We start from the raw sequence: 15,596 nt of genomic DNA, 5'->3' as shown, positions 1-15,596 counted from the left end.
CTTTCCCTCCTGATGACCAGCTAACTATTAGTCAACCATTCTGATGATTTGCGTGATATTCGGTAGCCCTTCAAGCTCTGTCATCACATCATGGCCGATCTTCTGATCCACTTCAATGACCATAATTGCCATTTTTCCTTTTTCCTTGCGTGAAACTTCCATATGTCCAATATTTATCTGGTGCTTTGATAAAATATTCGTAACAGCGGAGATAACTCCAAACTGATCGTTATGAACAACTAAAATGGCAGGATGTTCACCAGATAACTTAAGCTCAAAGGAGTTCAGCTCGGTTATTTCAATCGTGCCGCCGCCGATGGATATTCCTACAAGTTCAATGTCACGATCTCCTTCGGTAAGCTTGACTCTTACAGTATTAGGATGGTCTGTAACGGTATCTTCAACTGTAAAAATGACTTCAATCCCTGCTTCTTCAGCTAATTGAAGGGCAGAAGGAATTCGCTCGTCAAAAGTATCAAAGTCGAGGATTCCGCCTACAATGGCAACATCCGTACCATGTCCTTTATAGGTTTTTGCAAAAGAACCATATAAAGAAATCTCGGCTTTGGACGGCTGTTTTCCAAAAAGAGTCCGGGCAACACGCCCAATACGTGCAGCTCCGGCTGTATGTGAACTTGAAGGTCCGATCATAACCGGTCCAATAATATCAAATGCAGATCTGTATTTCATTTTTTATGCCCCTTTACTGTTAAGGTCTTTAAATTCAGATAGCTGCAATAAAAATTACAGCAGCTAGCTTTTCCTCAAAATTAAAAACGTGTCTTTATTTATGCTCCACAGCTTCCGGCTGGAGCTCATTAATCGTTCTGATTTTCTGCAGGTAATTATAAATGGTGAATTTGGAAACCCCAAGCACAGATGCAACATAATCAGTTGCCCCTTTAATGAGGAATGTCCCTTTATCTTCAAGCTGGCGGACACATTCAACTTTTTCTTCGAGCGTCATCAATGAAGGTGCCTTCCTAAAGCCTTGAAGTACTTGATCCACCATCTCGTGAATAACATCCTGGACGGAATTAAAAAAGGTCTCCGATTTAGAGGAATGTTCATCAAAGCTGATAAACTCTTCAATTTCTCCTCCAAATTGCATGAGCAGGCTAATATCATAATTAAGGCACAATGCACCAATTACTTTATTTTCATCATCACGGAGAAAAATCGTGGATGATTTCATGACATTTCCTTTTTTGGATTGTGTTTTATAATTGGCTATATCATTAACTTCGTTTTTATGTTTGGCTAATTCATTCAATACAAGATCTGTGATGGGTGAGCCGATTTTCCTGTCCGTTATATCTCCTGCAATATGAATAAGCGATTTTTTTAAGTCGCTGAAATCGTGCACTGCCACTTCACAGCGGGAACCAAACATTCGAACTAGCATATCTGCGGTCCGGATCGCCAAGTCAAAAACAGGTCTATGGCATTCCTTCAACTTTGTCACTCCCTTTTGTGTAATCGCTTTCATTATTATACTACTCTATATTTCTCTATAATTTCATATTAACATAAATACATACATTGTTAAAATAAAATTTTAATAGCTACAAAAAAATTGTAAGATACATAAAAAATTGCCGCAACAATTAATCAGATGCGGCAACTCAATATTATAATATTATACATTTTTTAATACAAGATAAAGCCTGTTGACTCTCTCGGTTTGTTCCTCCTCGGAAGCAAGATCAAATTTTTTCAGCAAATGAAATACCTCATTTAAAATATCCTGTGTATGTTCCTCCTGAAAAAAAGATTGAAACAAAGAACTCATATCGTCCGGCAGAAATTCTTTTTGCTGTTCAAACTTATTTTGCACATCTTCCGGTGGGTGATCCAATTTGCATTCACTCATAAAAAAAACCTCCTGTATGACTGTTACTTGCTTTTTTCATTATGATAAATCATTATTCTATTTTACCTTCTACAGTCCTATTAAAACATATACCTCTTCTGCATAGTTTCTTCAAACATTTCGACTATAATAGAAGTAATTGATTTGAAATGAGTGAGATCTTTGAATAAACTTTCCATGAAGCTGGGCCTGCTGTTCTTTCTGATCCTTTTTGGGCTAGAAACAATTATGTTCTTCTTTTTACATAGTACCCTTGTTGAATCACGTGTGGAGGAAGAGCTTATAGCTCTGCAGACACGCGGCAATTCACACCGTGCTATACTCGAAAAGCATTTTGATGAAAATACGATTTCCCATGTGGCTCTGATGGAATCCGAAGCAAATACAGATGTAGTCATTACAAATTCGAATAAAGAGATCCTTGGTGCTTCTGTTCATAGCAGTTTGATCCAAAGGTACATAGAAAGGCCGCTTACATCTTCTATAAGGGAAGGCAAGACCATCGAGGACAATTGGAAAGAAGAAGATTATATTTCAACAGTCAGCCCTATTGAAAAGGATGGAGTGCTGATAGGCCATGTATATATGTTTCAGGATACAGCCTGGATTCAGTCGTTAATTTCACGCTTAAATGAACAATTTTTAATCGCCGGGTTCATTGCCGTCATTTTTACCATTACTATCATCATCTTTTTATCAAAGGCACTGGCAAAACCACTGATTAAAATGAAGGAAGCCACCTCACAAATAAGCAGCGGTGATTTTTCAGTTTCCCTTCCTAAAACCGGTAACGATGAACTTGGGGATTTAGCACGGTCCATTCAGTTATTGGCGGGTGACCTGAATTATCTTAGAGAAGAACGCAATGAATTTTTGTCCAGCATATCGCATGAACTTCGCACTCCTCTCACTTATATAAAGGGGTATGCGGATATCGTTCAGAAGCGGAACCTGAGCCCGGAAGAAAGAAATCAGTATTTATCAATTATCCTGGAGGAAACCAACCGGCTTTCAGATATGGTTAAAAATCTTTTCGATCTGGCTAAGATCGATAAAAATACCTTTGACATAAAAAAAAGTCCTATTGATCTGAAGGATTTCATGAAAAAAATTGAAACAAAATTCTCACCGGCTTTCACCGAAAAAGGCATGCTGCTGTCTGTTATTTGCCGTGAATCAATCACTATATCAGCGGATGCATCAAGGCTGGAACAGATCATCTTTAATCTTCTGGATAACGCCATTAAGTATTCTTCAGCTGGAGATAAAACAACAATTAATATAAGCAGGACCAAAAAACATGTCACCATCAGAATAAATGATACCGGAAGAGGGATCTCTGAAGAGGAACTGCCCTTTATCTTTAATCGGTTTTACCGAGTGGATAAATCACGTGCTAGAGCTCTTGGAGGGACAGGTCTCGGACTCGCCATTGTTAAGGAACTTGTCCATGCCCATGGAGGGACTATATCGGTCTGCAGCAGAAAAGGTGACGGAACTGAATTCGAAATTGTTTTTAAGGGAGAAACGGAATGTGAAAACAATACTTTTGGTTGACGACGAGACTAGAATGCTTGATCTAATTTCTTTATACTTAACACCACGCGGCTACAATTGCATTAAATTGGCTTCAGGTTCAGATGCGTTGATTTACTTGGAAACCCATTCTGCAGATCTCATCCTTTTGGATGTTATGATGCCTGAAATGGATGGATGGAAGGTATGCGAGGAGGTAAAAAAGTATTGGGATATTCCCATCATCATGCTTACTGCCAAAAGCGAAAAGCCGGACATTGTAAAAGGATTGAACATCGGAGCAGATGATTATATTTTAAAGCCATTCGATGAAGAAGAATTATCTGCTAGGATTGAAGCAGTTCTGAGAAGAAGCAAAAAAGATGGAAAAACCAAAACTTTCAAAGGGCTGGAACTTAAAGAAGATTCTTTTGAGCTATCCTATAAAAATAAGGAAATCCTTTTGACTCCCAAAGAGTTTTCCATGTTAAGCCTATTCCTCTCAAACCTGAACAGAGTTTTTTCACGTGAGCATTTAATAGGCTCTGTATGGGGCTATGGAGTGTCAATCGAAGACCGAACCATCGATTCGCATGTAAGAAATTTACGGGAAAAATTAAGAAAAGCCGGGTTTCCTGCAGATGAGTATCTGACGACTGTCTGGGGTATGGGCTATAAATGGGCCGGAAAGGATTAATGGATGTTTTCTGATATCATCAAATGGTTTTCAGATGAACCGATATTGGCAGCCATATTTAGCATATCCATGAACATTGCTGCATCTATAACGGGATTCCTCCCAAGTGCCTTTATTACTGCTGGAACAGTTGCCGCTTTTGATTTAAAAATGGGCCTAGTCCTATTGATCATCGGAGAAGCTGCTGGAGCAATTATAAGTTTTATTCTTTATCGTAAAGGAATCACTAAGCTAACCTCCTCTTTTCCTCAGCTTAAGAATAACAAATTATTTACTAAGCTCCAGAATACAGAAGGACCAGATGCCTATTTCATGGTTGTTTTGCTGAGAGTCCTGCCTTTTGTCCCATCAGGTGCAGTCACGCTGGCAGCAGCATTCAGCAAGATGAGGCTTCTGCCCTTTGGCATTGCCAGCACCATCGGTAAAATACCTGCTTTGTTTATTGAAGCCTTTGCGGTTTCACATGCATTAAAATTAAAATTGGAGCTGCAAATTACCATATTCCTTTTAGCTGCTTTTTCCTTTTTGGTTTATTATTTATGCAAAAATTATAAATTAAGTTAAGGAGCTTATCTTCGGCAGATAAACTCCTTAACTTTTTATATTATTCAGATGGAGAAAGCTCGTTTTCTGTTACCCACATGTGGTTTTTTACTTCCTGCCCGTCAGCTGTAGTAAAGTCAACTGTATAGACAGTTGTTTTCTGCACTGAATCGATTACAGCTGCTGCTCCTTCCATTCCCTCCATGTGGCTTGCATTTATTTTTACCTCGTCTCCTTCTTTAAATGGTTCCTCTCCTGCTTCAGCAATCTCTTCATGAACTACCCATTTATGATTTTCAACTTTTTTACCGCCAGTGGTTGGTGTATAAGAGACCGTATATACGGTTGTATCATAGGCGCCTGTAATTGTGGCTTCAGCTCCCTCCATCCCTTCCATATGTCCTTCTGTTATAAAGACCTTGCTTCCAACTTCATATTTTGGGTTTTCAGCTTCCTTTATTCCTTCAGGGACTTCTCCGGAGCCTGAATGGTCCATGCCTGAATGGTCTCCAGAATGGCCGCTGCTTTCATTATTCGTTGTGCTCTCTTCATTGCTGGTACCTTCCTGTCCGGCATTCTCATCATTTCCGCCGCAGGCAGTTAAAGTTAAAGCTGCAGCCAGAGAAACAAACCAGATGGCGAATTTTTTACTTGTCAGCATATCTATTCCTCCTTTTCTTCATGAAGTTAGTATGGCAATAAATTGTGCAGAAATTATGGAACAGGTATATAAAAAGTCTAATTAATTCCCTTTACTAATAGAAAATATGTACATTTCTGAGCCAAGTATTGAATATAAAAAGCATTGAAAACAGACACCCTGCTGGATGTCTGTATATTAACTTAAATTAAGCAGCCATTTTACGGCATTCTTCCGCACACTTAAAGCATGCTTCAGCACAGAGCTGACAATGGCCATGATCGTGTTTTTTGCACTCGTTTCCACATGCTTCACAAATTTCTGCACATAGGGCGCAAATTTGCCTGGCAAAAGGGCTGTTTGACTGCATCGCCTTAGCTGCAAATGCACAGATATCAGCACACTCCCTGTCCAGGCGGATACAATCCGCCATCATTTTAACATCCTCTTCACCTAAGCATGCATCAAAGCAAACATTACATGCCTCCATGCATTCTAAACAAGCCTGGATGCATTCTTCAAAAGATTGGCTATACATTCTATCATCCTTCCTTTTATTTCTTTACAAAGTTACTCTACCCGTGCATTTTTTTAGTAAACTGCATATTTTCTGCATAGATTGCGGATGCAAAAAAAGAGAGCAGAGAATTATCTCTCTGCTCCCAAATATTACTTCTGCATACCCGGCCCATTTCTTTCCTCTATAAATGGCACCTCTTTTTTTACATATGAGTAATCATTCCGGTTGACCGGAATAAATCCTTCCGGCTTATAAAAGCGCAGAAGGTCCTTGTAAACAATGCTGTCTGACATTTCAAGCTCTTTTTTCGCCTGATCGGAAAACGGCTTACAGGCATTAGCTTCAGCTATTTCGCCAGTTTTAGTAAAATAACAGGTCTCTTCAATCTGTGTATATTCCGGGGAAATGAAGTTGCCGTTTCGAAACGGGACTACTTCACGGTGCTTATCTGATAATAGATCTGACCCCATTTCGAGGTGATTTCTTGTATCAATGCCCAGCAGGTGAAGTAAAGTCGGACGCACATCCACCTGTCCACCAGCATGATGAACAATGCCGCCATCCACTCCTGGTACATGGATGAATACTGGCACTCTTTGAAGCTTGGCATATTCAAATGGCGTAACCTCTTTTCCGGTCACTTCCGCCATAGCTTCATTGTGGTTTTCCGAAATTCCATAGTGATCGCCATACAGAACCACGACTGTATGGTCATACAGCCCGGACTCCTTTAAATCATTAAAGAACTGCTGGAGTGACTGATCCATATAATTCGCCGACTGGAAATAGTGGTTAACCACATCATTATCCGTTTCGCCAGAAGGAAAATCAGTATCCCACTCATCCATTTTAAAGGGGAAGTGATTAGAAAGAGTGATGAATTTTGTATAAAATGGCTCTGGCAGACTGGTCAGCATCGGCATGGATTCCTTGAAAAACGGCTTATCCTTCAACCCATAGTTTTTAGTATTTTCATTGCTCATATTGTAATACTCAGCATCAAAAAACTTGTCATAACCCATGGTTTTATACATTTCGTTACGGTTCCAGAATGTCTTGTAGTTTCCATGGAAAGCTGCTGAAGTATAGCCTAGTGACTTTAAAATAGCAGGTGTGCCATGGAAGGTATTTTGCGCTTTTGTTACATAAACCGCTCCCTGTGACATTGGATATAGCGATGTATCCATAATGAACTCGGCATCGGAAGTCTTTCCCTGTCCTGTTTGATTCACAATATTATCAAAATAAAACGTCTTGCCGCTATGTGCAAGTGAGTTCAGGAATGGAGTAACTTCTTTTCCATTCAGCTTGTAGTCAATGATAAAAGTCTGAAGAGATTCCATGGATACGTAAATAACATTCATGCCCTTAGCTATTCCGAAGTATTCAGGGTTCGGAGGTGCATACTTGGCTTTCACATAGTTCTCCACTTCAGTTACATCATTACTATCCGCCAGTGCCCTTTGGCTGGCAGACTTCGCATTTTGCACAATGTCATATACAGTGAAATTGTATGCTCCAAGGTATTTCACCAAATAATTGCGGTCGAAGGAACGTGTAAGCAGTTCAGGCCGGTCATTCTCAGCAATTTCAAGATTAATGAAGAATACAATGATACCTGCAGCGATAACAGCCAATGCGGGTTTTCTGCTAATTTTCTTTCCTGGTTTGTACCATTTCCTTACTGCCAGGAAAAGGAGCAGCAGAGTATCTGTAAAGTAAAAAATATCCCATGGAGACATTAAAGAAAGAGCACTATCCCCCAGCTGCCCCCCATTTACTTTTGCCTGCATTAGTACGGGAACTGTAATAAAGTCGTTAAAGAATCTATAATAAACGACATTTGCATAAAGCAGGAAGGATAAAAATAAATTCAAGCCAATAAGCATGCCTGATTGCCATTTTCCTTTGAAAAACAAAGCAAATCCCAGAAATACCAGTGTAGAGCTTAATGGATTCAAAAACAGCAGAAATCGCTGTATGTCATTGTTGATCCCTAAATTAAATTCGATTCGGTAGGCTATATAAGTTTTTAGCCATAAAAGGATAACAGACAGAAAGAACACAGCTAGGCTGGTTTTCGCCAAATTCCTAGGTGATTTAAATAACTTTCCCATAAGTGTGGTTTCACCTCTTAAATTGTAAACATGCGAAAAACTTAGCAGCGGCTAAGTCTTTATATGTAAAAAATATGTAAAGCCAGCATTAATAAATGGTGAATGAATGTAAAATAATATAGCACAGTTTCAAATGAATGAAAACTGATATCCTTCTAATATCTTTCGCCTTTTTCCTGCAAAATCCAACAACTTTTAATAATAATTTTCTGTTAACCCACGCAATCTGATGATAAAATGGATTTTCCCTTCATAATTTCAGTGCTGAGGGAGTATTGATTTTAAATAGGGTCAAGCTAAATATTAAACATAGTTGATTGGAGAGTCTTCATGAAGGAACGTTTTGTATTTTTTATTATTGGGATGCTGATCCTGACAATGGGTGTAGCCTTAATTATCAGGTCAAACCTTGGAGCTTCTGCCTGGGATGCCCTGGCTGTTGGTGAATCTCAAATGTTTAACTTAACAGTTGGCACCTTTGTTTTTATTAATGGAATCGCTCTTATTTTTATAAATGCTTTTTTAATGAAAAAAAAGCCTGAAGTCCTCGCAGCCATTTCCATATTAATAATTGGCGCACTAATTGACTTTTGGCTTCTCGTTATTTTTGGTGACCTTTCGCCGCAAACATTAGCAGGTCAATCATTCATTTTACTTTTTGGCATTCTTTCGATGGGAATGGGAGTTGCCATCTATCTTCAGGCCAAATTTCCGGCAAGTCCGATGGATACATTGATGGTAGCCATTCACACAAGATTTGGATTGAATTTAAGAAATTCAAGGATCATCAGCGAAAGCTTCGCCCTGCTTCTTGCGTTTTTATTTAAAGGTGCAATCGGTGTAGGCACGATTGTAGTAACATTAACACTTGGTTTGGTGGTACAATTCTTTTACCCTATTTTTGAAAAAACGCTTGAAAAAATGCAGGCACCCAAAGGCCCGCTTATTACCAAATGATCACCCTCATCCTGCTCTTTCTGAGCAGGATATTTTTAACTTTTAAACAAAATAGAACCCTTCCATTCTTCTGGCAGCAATGCCTGATACTCTTCCTGTACATACCTGTCATCCATTAAGACAATCATGCCTGTATCGTTTTCAGAACGAATAAGTCTGCCTCCTGCCTGAAGAACTTTGTTCATTCCAGGATAAGTATAGGCATAATCATAGCCGTTTTTTCCTTGCTGATGGAAATAAGCTTTCATAATATTGCGTTCAAAGCAGATCTGGGGAAGACCCACACCCACCACAAATACACCATTCAGTTTATCCCCCTGTAAATCAATCCCTTCTGAGAAAATCCCGCCCATGACTGCAAATCCTAACAGAGTTCCAGAAGCATTTGGCTGGAATGCCTCCAGAAACTTTTCCCTTTCTCCTTCATCCATTCCCGACTTTTGAATGATTGTTTGCATTGGCATTTCCTCATCGAGGAACCTTCCATAAACATTCTCCATATATTGATATGATGGAAAGAAAATCAGGTAATTTCCCTTTTGATCCTTAAGCATGTCCTTAATGGTGCTGACGATTGGTCCTATTGATCCTTCACGGTCACGATATCTTGTGGAAAGCGGCTGTATGTATACCTTTGCCTGATCTTTTGAGAATGGTGAAGGAATGGATACAATAAAATCTTCTTCTTGAAAGCCAAGCATGTCCAAATAATAATTGAGAGGCATTAAGGTAGCGGAAAAAAAGATAGCCGATTTATATCCTTTTCTGGCCTTGTGCAGAAGATTCGATGGATCCAGGCAAAATAACTTGATGATCAGGTCATTTCTATGCTTTTGAATATACGTTACAAACCTTTCATCATACAGTTTCCCAATTCTGATGAAGTTCTGGGCAGCAAAGAATACTTCCAGCAATTCTTCATCTGAATTATTTCGATTTTGCCCCAGATAGTTTTCCGCATATTGAACAAATCCCTCAAGAACTTCAAAAAGTTCTTCAGGGGGATCTTTTTCTGCGATCTCCTGATTTTCACCACATTTCTTTTTTAATGCAATAAAAATCCCATTAACCTGTTTTGCGCTTTTTTGGATCCCTTCATCCTTCCCCTTAAAGCTCCTGCTCAATTGAAGAAAGGATGATTTCTCCAGGGAACTTGAATACATTTCCCTTCCACGGTCCACAAGATTATGCGCTTCATCGATGAGGAGCGCCGTTTTCTTTTTATCCTCTTCCAGGAATCTCTTAAGTGAGACCCTCGGATCGAAAATATAGTTATAATCACCAATAATGGCGTCGGCGGAGTATGCAGCATCCAATGAAAATTCAAAAGGACAGACTTTATGCCTCATAGCATATTTTTCAATGGTCGTTCTTGTTATCATGTTCTCATTCTTCAGGAGGTCAAGAACGGCATGGTTTATTCTGTCGTAATATCCATTGGCAAACTCACAGCTGTCTTTTTGACAATTGGTTTCTTCCTTAAAGCAAATTTTTTCCTTGGCCGTGATTGTGACCGATTTTAGATTCAATCCATCTTCCTCCATCATGGCAATGGCCCCTTCAGCAGCCTGACGGGTAATGGTTTTGGCTGTAGCATAAATGATCCTATTTATATGTCCTTCCCCAATAGCTTTTAATGCCGGAAAAAGTGTAGAAATAGTTTTGCCAATGCCTGTAGGTGCGTTGGCAAATAAGTTTTTCCCTTCAGCAATGGTTTTGTATACTGCCACGGCAAATTTTCTCTGGCCATTTCGGTATGCAGGAAAAGGAAAAGCCAGTTCTTTTACGCTCCTTATTAATTCCTGCTGATGCTGAATCCTCAAATCGGCGTAAGGAAAATAGGATTCCAGAAGGTAAAGTATAAATTCTTCAAGTTCACGAAAAGAATAGCTTTGCTGAAATCTCTTGACTTCATTTGTTTTAGACTGTACATAGGTTAATTGAACCGTCATTTCTGAAAGATAATGATCTTTTGCATACATGAAAGCATAGCATTTAGCCTGAGCCCAATGGACAGGATAGGCAAATTCATCAATTTCAGTTATCGGGAGGGAAACAGACTTAATTTCATCGATCATGCATTCTTCATTTCTGATGAAAAGCCCGTCACACCTGCCCTCAAGCTGAAAGTCGATGTGATTGAAAGTTAAGGCTGCTTGCAGGTACACTTCTTTTTGATCTTCTTCCCCATAAAGTTTTTGGATTCTCTGATGAATCCTGGTTCCTTCTGAAAGCGCCACTGCAGAACGGAAGCCTGTTTCAATGCTGCCGCTTTTATAAACATATTCAACTAACGATCTAACCGATATTTTTATCTTATTAGGCATTGAAACGGCTCCTTGCTTTATTATTCCCCCATTATAGCACATACGTTCTATTAGTGAGAAAGATTTGCAAAATCAGGAAAAGACCATTTACAATTTAAAGAGATAAAAAATGGGAGGAGAGTGAGCGGTTCTGTTCGTTTTTTGAGCAGCCCAAAAAGTTGAAAAAAATTATTTTTTGGACAATAACTGGAGGGTCTTTTATTTTATTGGGATTCCTCATCTATTTTGCTTCAATGGATTTGATATCAAATAAAGTAATGACAGAAGTTGCCGGCAGCATCACTGAGAATGATCTGGAGATGCTTGCCAATGATCCAAATGTCGAGGCCCTCCTTGGAAGCAGCCAGGATGATTTAAAAGCTATAGATTTTGAAGAGACATCATTGCCGATCAAGACAAAAGAAGAGGCTGTGAAGAAGATTTCAGAGAGCTTTTCGATGAAGGAAATCCAGCAGAGTGTCTCTAAATTAAAAGGCGGACTGACTGCTGAAGAGCAGAATGAAATATACAGCCTTTTAACTGAAAGGTTATCAGAGGAAGAATTAACTGCTTTAAAACTCATTGCTATTCAGGAAGTAAAAAGGAATCATTAGCACTAAATAATTCTAAAGAACTGTTTTTGTCTTATTCGAAAGATTTGGGATATTAGACCAAGCAAGATTCCTCCTTTTTCATACCATAGTATTGGAAGGGAGGGATATATAATGTATCAATTGGCATTATTATATCTTGCTTGTATGCTTGCTGGCTACGGCATGACAATGGTACCTGTTACTGCAGTTATTACTTCAGGCATTGCCAGCTTTTTCACCATTGTCGGAAGTCTGGCTATGATCATCTTTGGTCTTGCCATCCTTTATCTTGGCGTGAAAGCTTTGTTAGGGAAATAGTTTACACCTAGGAAATACCAGCCCTGAGCGGCTGGTGTTTTCGTTTTGCCTCCTTTTAACTGAACCCGTCATTCACCAGACAGCAGCTGTGCTGAGGCAAGTTCGATCCCATTTTTAAAAAAATGCTCTGCAATTACATGTCTTAGCCGGCTTTCAAATTTCTGTTTGGCATCAAAGTTTGCAACAGGCACTTCAATTAAAAAGTCCATGGCCTTATTGCGGAAATCCACAAAACGGATATCTGGTGCAGGTGCATTTAAAACCCCTTCTGTTTTAGGCATTTCCACGTTTACTGCTTCTCTAAGAAGCTTTTCAACTTTATCTGTATCAGTGCCATACGCAACGCTGATTAGAACCTGTGCAAGCATTTCAGAGCCTGTCCGGTTCTTAATGATCTGTTCGATGAAGTATTGGTTCGGGACGATGAGGGTTCCCTCTTTAGCTGTGCGGACGATAGTGGATCTGAGACGAATGCTTTCTATTTTACCAATCTTATTATTGATCTCGATCACTTCACCAATTTCAATCGGCCGTTCGAAAAGGATGATGATGCCTGAAATAAAGTTACCGGCAATATTGCGCATGCCAAACCCTATACCAATGCCGAGAACACCCAGTATGGCAGCAGCTGCAGTCAAATCAAGCCCAACCGTTGTCAGGCTGAAGGCGAGCGCTGCAATCATGACGGTATAATAGATCATTCTGTTGAATGAATAGCCGAGCCCCCTGTCAACACCATAGAATTCATAAACAGATGTTAATACATATTTGGTGAATACTTTTACGATCCGATTTGCAAGAGAGACTGTCAAAAACGCTACAATTATTAAATATAGTGTCACATCTACCTCCCCTGCTGTAAATAAGGTATAAAAAAGCCATTTCTCCCTTGAAAAATAAAACAAAAATAGAATGATAATTCCATAAAAAGCTGCCCAGTTCACGAGTGAAGAAATTCCCTGCATAATCCGGTCGTTCTGTACTGACTTGCCCTTTCTCTTTTTCACGAGTAAGTTAAGTGCCCATTTGGCAGCCAATATCACTCCTGCAAACAATAAAAACAGCATTGCTTCCTTAATGGTTACATTTTTTATAAACAGCATATTTATACTCCTTCACCATTGTGTTTTTAATGTTTTACCTATTCCTCTTACATCGATTCTTAAACGGCAGTGTTTAATACTGTTTGAAAAAAGGAAAGGTGATTACTAAATACATATAATAAGGTTGGGGTATATGAATGTGGATCAATAAACCATTTTTTAAATATGCAGCAGGCACTATTACCGTATTAATCATCATTTTTCTGCTTGGTAAGATTGATTACTTCCTATGGCCAATTAAAGCTTTGGTTGCCACCATTTTCTTTCCGGTATTGATCGCCGGTATTCTTTACTACATATTGAGGCCACTGGTTAGACTGGTTTCCAGGTCTTTACCCAAAACAGCCAGTATAATTGTCATTTTTTCATTGGTGATGGGTGCAGGGTATTTAGGATTTAATGCAATCGGCAATTTGATTGGCAGCCAGGTTACTGAACTAAGCGAAAACCTGCCGGCAAAGATGGAAGATTTATCGGATGAAACGGAGAAAGTGGTTGAAAATAACAATATGGGCATGTTTTCTTATGACCAAGTCAAAAACAAAGCCTTGAACTTTTTAGAGACCATTTTATCAGGCGCTGGCGAGAACGTGATGAAGGTCTTCTCTACCATTACAAGCATTGTCACTGTCTTGGTTGTGGTGCCCTTTATTCTTTTCTACTTCCTTAAGGATGACCACAAGCTACGGCCTTTTCTGTTAAAATACCTGCCTGATAAACACGAGGAAGAAGGCAATAAAATTCTCGGAGATATTGATAAGACCTTGTTTTCCTATGTTAGCGGCCAGTTTATTGTGGCAGTCGTAGATGGTGTGTTAATGTATTTGGGTTATAAGATAATAGGTTTGGAATATGCATTAATATTAGCATTTTTTGCGATGTTCCTTACTGTCGTGCCATTTCTTGGTCCGGTACTTGGCATTATACCTGCCATCTTCATCGGTTTACTGCAAGGTCCCGGAATGGTATTAAAAATAGTACTGGTGCTTATCGCTGTTCAGCTGCTTGAAAGTAATCTCGTTTCCCCTCATGTGATGGGCAAAAGGCTTAACCTCCATCCGCTTACAGTCATCATTATCTTAATGGCTGCAGGATCAATCTATGGTTTTATCGGAATCCTCATTGCCATACCGTTCTATTCCGTCGTTAAGGTACTTGTAAAAGACTTTAGAAGATTTTACCGTTTAAGAACAAGGAAAAGCTTGCTCTCAGAAGAAATATAAAGTGACCGACTGCCGTTCTGGCAGTTTTTTATTTCTTGGGAATGCTTATCCCAAGAAATAACAGTATAATAAGAATTGCGCGCGAATAATTCGAGAGGAGATTTTTAAATGGCATACCCAAATACAAAAGAAACCATTAACTTACTAAAAGAAATCGTTTCTATTCCAAGCCCATCCGGTAATACAAATGAAGTGATTACATATGTGGAAAAGTTTTTGAATGAGCTTAATGTTGAAACAAATCGCAACCGCAAAGGAGGGCTAATTGCTTCCATTCCCGGTAAAGACCAAACTCGTCACCGGATGCTGACTGCCCATGTTGATACCCTTGGAGCGATTGTGAAAGAAATTAAGCCTAGCGGCCGCCTGAAGATTGACCTGATTGGGGGATTCAAATATAACTCCATTGAAGGCGAATATTGCGAAATCGAAACATCTTCAGGCAATAAGTTTACCGGCACCATCCTGATGCATCAAACTTCTGTTCATGTATATAAAGATGCCGGGAAAGCTGAAAGAAACCAGGACAACATGGAAGTCCGCATTGATGAAAAAGTTCATAATGCAGAGGATGTCCGTGCACTGGGCATTGAAGTTGGGGACTTTGTTTCCTTTGATCCGCGGGTGCAGACGACACCGGCAGGATTCATTAAATCACGCCATCTGGACGATAAGGCAAGTGTCGCAATCCTTCTTCAGCTGATTAAACAGCTGAAGTCTGAGAACATTGAACTGCCGTACACGACCCATTTCCTTATCTCAAATAATGAAGAAATCGGCTATGGCGGCAATTCCAATATCACACCGGAGACTGTGGAATACCTGGCTGTTGATATGGGGGCTATGGGCGATGGCCAATCGACTGATGAGTATACAGTTTCCATCTGTGTTAAGGATGCAAGCGGTCCTTATCACTATGAACTAAGAAAGAGTCTGGTTCAACTTGCCAAGGATAACGGAATTGGGTATAAGCTTGATATCTATCCTTTTTATGGATCTGATGCATCGGCAGCCATCCGTGCCGGACATGATATCGTACATGGCTTAATCGGACCGGGGATTGATTCCTCCCATGCATTCGAGCGTACACATAAGGATTCAATTGAAAATACAGCTAAGCTGCTTTATCACTATGTACAGTCAGAAATGGTACTTTAAGAAAGAAAGAAAGAAAGAAAGAAAGAAGAACCT

General features: G+C 39.5%; 16 protein-coding genes. 8 read left to right on the top strand and 8 right to left on the bottom strand.

What is annotated here, in order from left to right; genetic code table 11:
* Positions 1 to 27: 27 nt before the first annotated feature.
* From sdaAB to JI665_RS05435, 3 genes are all read right to left on the bottom strand, one after another.
* Complete coding sequence (sdaAB, locus tag JI665_RS05445) at positions 28 to 690, bottom strand: L-serine ammonia-lyase, iron-sulfur-dependent subunit beta (RefSeq protein WP_206837289.1); 663 nt, start codon at positions 688 to 690, stop codon at positions 28 to 30.
* Positions 691 to 784: 94 nt separating this feature from the next.
* The gene (locus JI665_RS05440; RefSeq protein ID WP_226280769.1) at positions 785 to 1,465 is read right to left on the bottom strand and encodes a helix-turn-helix transcriptional regulator; all 681 of its coding nucleotides are present in this window, start codon (positions 1,463 to 1,465) and stop codon (positions 785 to 787) included.
* A 174-nt stretch (positions 1,466 to 1,639) separates the two neighbouring features.
* Positions 1,640 to 1,873: a group-specific protein gene (locus JI665_RS05435; RefSeq protein ID WP_206837282.1), complete on the bottom strand. Its 234-nt coding sequence runs from the start codon at positions 1,871 to 1,873 to the stop codon at positions 1,640 to 1,642.
* A 162-nt stretch (positions 1,874 to 2,035) separates the two neighbouring features.
* Between JI665_RS05435 and JI665_RS05430 the strand changes: the two genes are divergently transcribed.
* The 3 genes from JI665_RS05430 to JI665_RS05420 are packed head-to-tail and all read left to right on the top strand — an operon-like array spanning position 2,036 to position 4,649.
* Complete coding sequence (locus JI665_RS05430) at positions 2,036 to 3,430, top strand: HAMP domain-containing sensor histidine kinase (RefSeq protein WP_206837279.1); 1,395 nt, start codon at positions 2,036 to 2,038, stop codon at positions 3,428 to 3,430.
* Positions 3,408 to 4,085, top strand: a complete 678-nt coding sequence (locus tag JI665_RS05425; protein ID WP_206837276.1) for a response regulator transcription factor — start codon at positions 3,408 to 3,410, stop codon at positions 4,083 to 4,085. The genes JI665_RS05430 and JI665_RS05425 overlap by 23 nt, the downstream gene beginning before the upstream one ends.
* A 3-nt stretch (positions 4,086 to 4,088) precedes the next feature.
* Positions 4,089 to 4,649, top strand: a complete 561-nt coding sequence (locus JI665_RS05420) for a TVP38/TMEM64 family protein (RefSeq protein WP_206837273.1) — start codon at positions 4,089 to 4,091, stop codon at positions 4,647 to 4,649.
* 40 nt (positions 4,650 to 4,689) lie between these two features.
* Here the strand turns inward: JI665_RS05420 and JI665_RS05415 are convergent, their stop codons facing one another.
* The 3 genes from JI665_RS05415 to JI665_RS05405 form a co-directional block, all read right to left on the bottom strand.
* Positions 4,690 to 5,289 (bottom strand): YdhK family protein, encoded by a 600-nt coding sequence (locus tag JI665_RS05415; protein WP_206837270.1) that lies wholly within the window; start codon positions 5,287 to 5,289, stop codon positions 4,690 to 4,692.
* Positions 5,290 to 5,476: 187 nt separating this feature from the next.
* Positions 5,477 to 5,806 (bottom strand): four-helix bundle copper-binding protein, encoded by a 330-nt coding sequence (locus tag JI665_RS05410; protein WP_206837267.1) that lies wholly within the window; start codon positions 5,804 to 5,806, stop codon positions 5,477 to 5,479.
* Positions 5,807 to 5,937: 131 nt separating this feature from the next.
* Complete coding sequence (locus JI665_RS05405; protein WP_206837263.1) at positions 5,938 to 7,905, bottom strand: LTA synthase family protein; 1,968 nt, start codon at positions 7,903 to 7,905, stop codon at positions 5,938 to 5,940.
* Positions 7,906 to 8,205: 300 nt separating this feature from the next.
* On the opposite strand from JI665_RS05405, the gene JI665_RS05400 reads away from it, so the two are divergent.
* Complete coding sequence (locus tag JI665_RS05400; protein WP_312886140.1) at positions 8,206 to 8,862, top strand: YczE/YyaS/YitT family protein; 657 nt, start codon at positions 8,206 to 8,208, stop codon at positions 8,860 to 8,862.
* Positions 8,863 to 8,897: 35 nt separating this feature from the next.
* Here JI665_RS05400 and JI665_RS05395 read toward each other — a convergent pair whose 3' ends face one another.
* The gene (locus tag JI665_RS05395) at positions 8,898 to 11,189 is read right to left on the bottom strand and encodes an ATP-dependent DNA helicase (protein WP_206837256.1); all 2,292 of its coding nucleotides are present in this window, start codon (positions 11,187 to 11,189) and stop codon (positions 8,898 to 8,900) included.
* Between the two features lie 158 nt (positions 11,190 to 11,347).
* Here JI665_RS05395 and JI665_RS05390 point away from each other — a divergent pair, with 158 nt between their 5' ends.
* A complete protein-coding gene (locus JI665_RS05390; protein WP_206837253.1) occupies positions 11,348 to 11,782 on the top strand; it encodes a hypothetical protein in 435 nt (144 codons plus the stop codon).
* A 111-nt stretch (positions 11,783 to 11,893) separates the two neighbouring features.
* Positions 11,894 to 12,079, top strand: a complete 186-nt coding sequence (locus JI665_RS05385; protein ID WP_061790877.1) for a hypothetical protein — start codon at positions 11,894 to 11,896, stop codon at positions 12,077 to 12,079.
* Between the two features lie 68 nt (positions 12,080 to 12,147).
* Here JI665_RS05385 and JI665_RS05380 read toward each other — a convergent pair whose 3' ends face one another.
* The gene (locus JI665_RS05380) at positions 12,148 to 13,182 is read right to left on the bottom strand and encodes a mechanosensitive ion channel family protein (protein WP_206837249.1); all 1,035 of its coding nucleotides are present in this window, start codon (positions 13,180 to 13,182) and stop codon (positions 12,148 to 12,150) included.
* Between the two features lie 137 nt (positions 13,183 to 13,319).
* Here JI665_RS05380 and JI665_RS05375 point away from each other — a divergent pair, with 137 nt between their 5' ends.
* Complete coding sequence (locus JI665_RS05375) at positions 13,320 to 14,405, top strand: AI-2E family transporter (protein WP_206837245.1); 1,086 nt, start codon at positions 13,320 to 13,322, stop codon at positions 14,403 to 14,405.
* Between the two features lie 108 nt (positions 14,406 to 14,513).
* Positions 14,514 to 15,563, top strand: a complete 1,050-nt coding sequence (locus tag JI665_RS05370; protein ID WP_206837242.1) for a M42 family metallopeptidase — start codon at positions 14,514 to 14,516, stop codon at positions 15,561 to 15,563.
* The last annotated feature ends 33 nt before the right edge of the window (positions 15,564 to 15,596 follow it).

The sequence above is a fragment of the Bacillus sp. NTK034 genome, assembly GCF_017303275.1.
Classification (GTDB): Bacteria; Bacillota; Bacilli; order Bacillales; family Cytobacillaceae; genus Cytobacillus.
This window is presented reverse-complemented; position numbering and strand designations above follow the sequence as displayed.

Coding starts and splice junctions, on each gene's coding strand:
- JI665_RS05385 (WP_061790877.1), top strand. CDS start 11,894: ATGTATCAATTGGCATTATTATATCTTGCTTGTATGCTTGCTGGCTAC.
- sdaAB (WP_206837289.1), bottom strand. CDS start 690: ATGAAATACAGATCTGCATTTGATATTATTGGACCGGTTATGATCGGA.
- JI665_RS05410 (WP_206837267.1), bottom strand. CDS start 5,806: ATGTATAGCCAATCTTTTGAAGAATGCATCCAGGCTTGTTTAGAATGC.
- JI665_RS05375 (WP_206837245.1), top strand. CDS start 13,320: ATGTGGATCAATAAACCATTTTTTAAATATGCAGCAGGCACTATTACC.
- JI665_RS05415 (WP_206837270.1), bottom strand. CDS start 5,289: ATGCTGACAAGTAAAAAATTCGCCATCTGGTTTGTTTCTCTGGCTGCA.
- JI665_RS05435 (WP_206837282.1), bottom strand. CDS start 1,873: ATGAGTGAATGCAAATTGGATCACCCACCGGAAGATGTGCAAAATAAG.
- JI665_RS05405 (WP_206837263.1), bottom strand. CDS start 7,905: ATGGGAAAGTTATTTAAATCACCTAGGAATTTGGCGAAAACCAGCCTA.
- JI665_RS05380 (WP_206837249.1), bottom strand. CDS start 13,182: ATGCTGTTTATAAAAAATGTAACCATTAAGGAAGCAATGCTGTTTTTA.
- JI665_RS05370 (WP_206837242.1), top strand. CDS start 14,514: ATGGCATACCCAAATACAAAAGAAACCATTAACTTACTAAAAGAAATC.
- JI665_RS05420 (WP_206837273.1), top strand. CDS start 4,089: ATGTTTTCTGATATCATCAAATGGTTTTCAGATGAACCGATATTGGCA.
- JI665_RS05395 (WP_206837256.1), bottom strand. CDS start 11,189: ATGCCTAATAAGATAAAAATATCGGTTAGATCGTTAGTTGAATATGTT.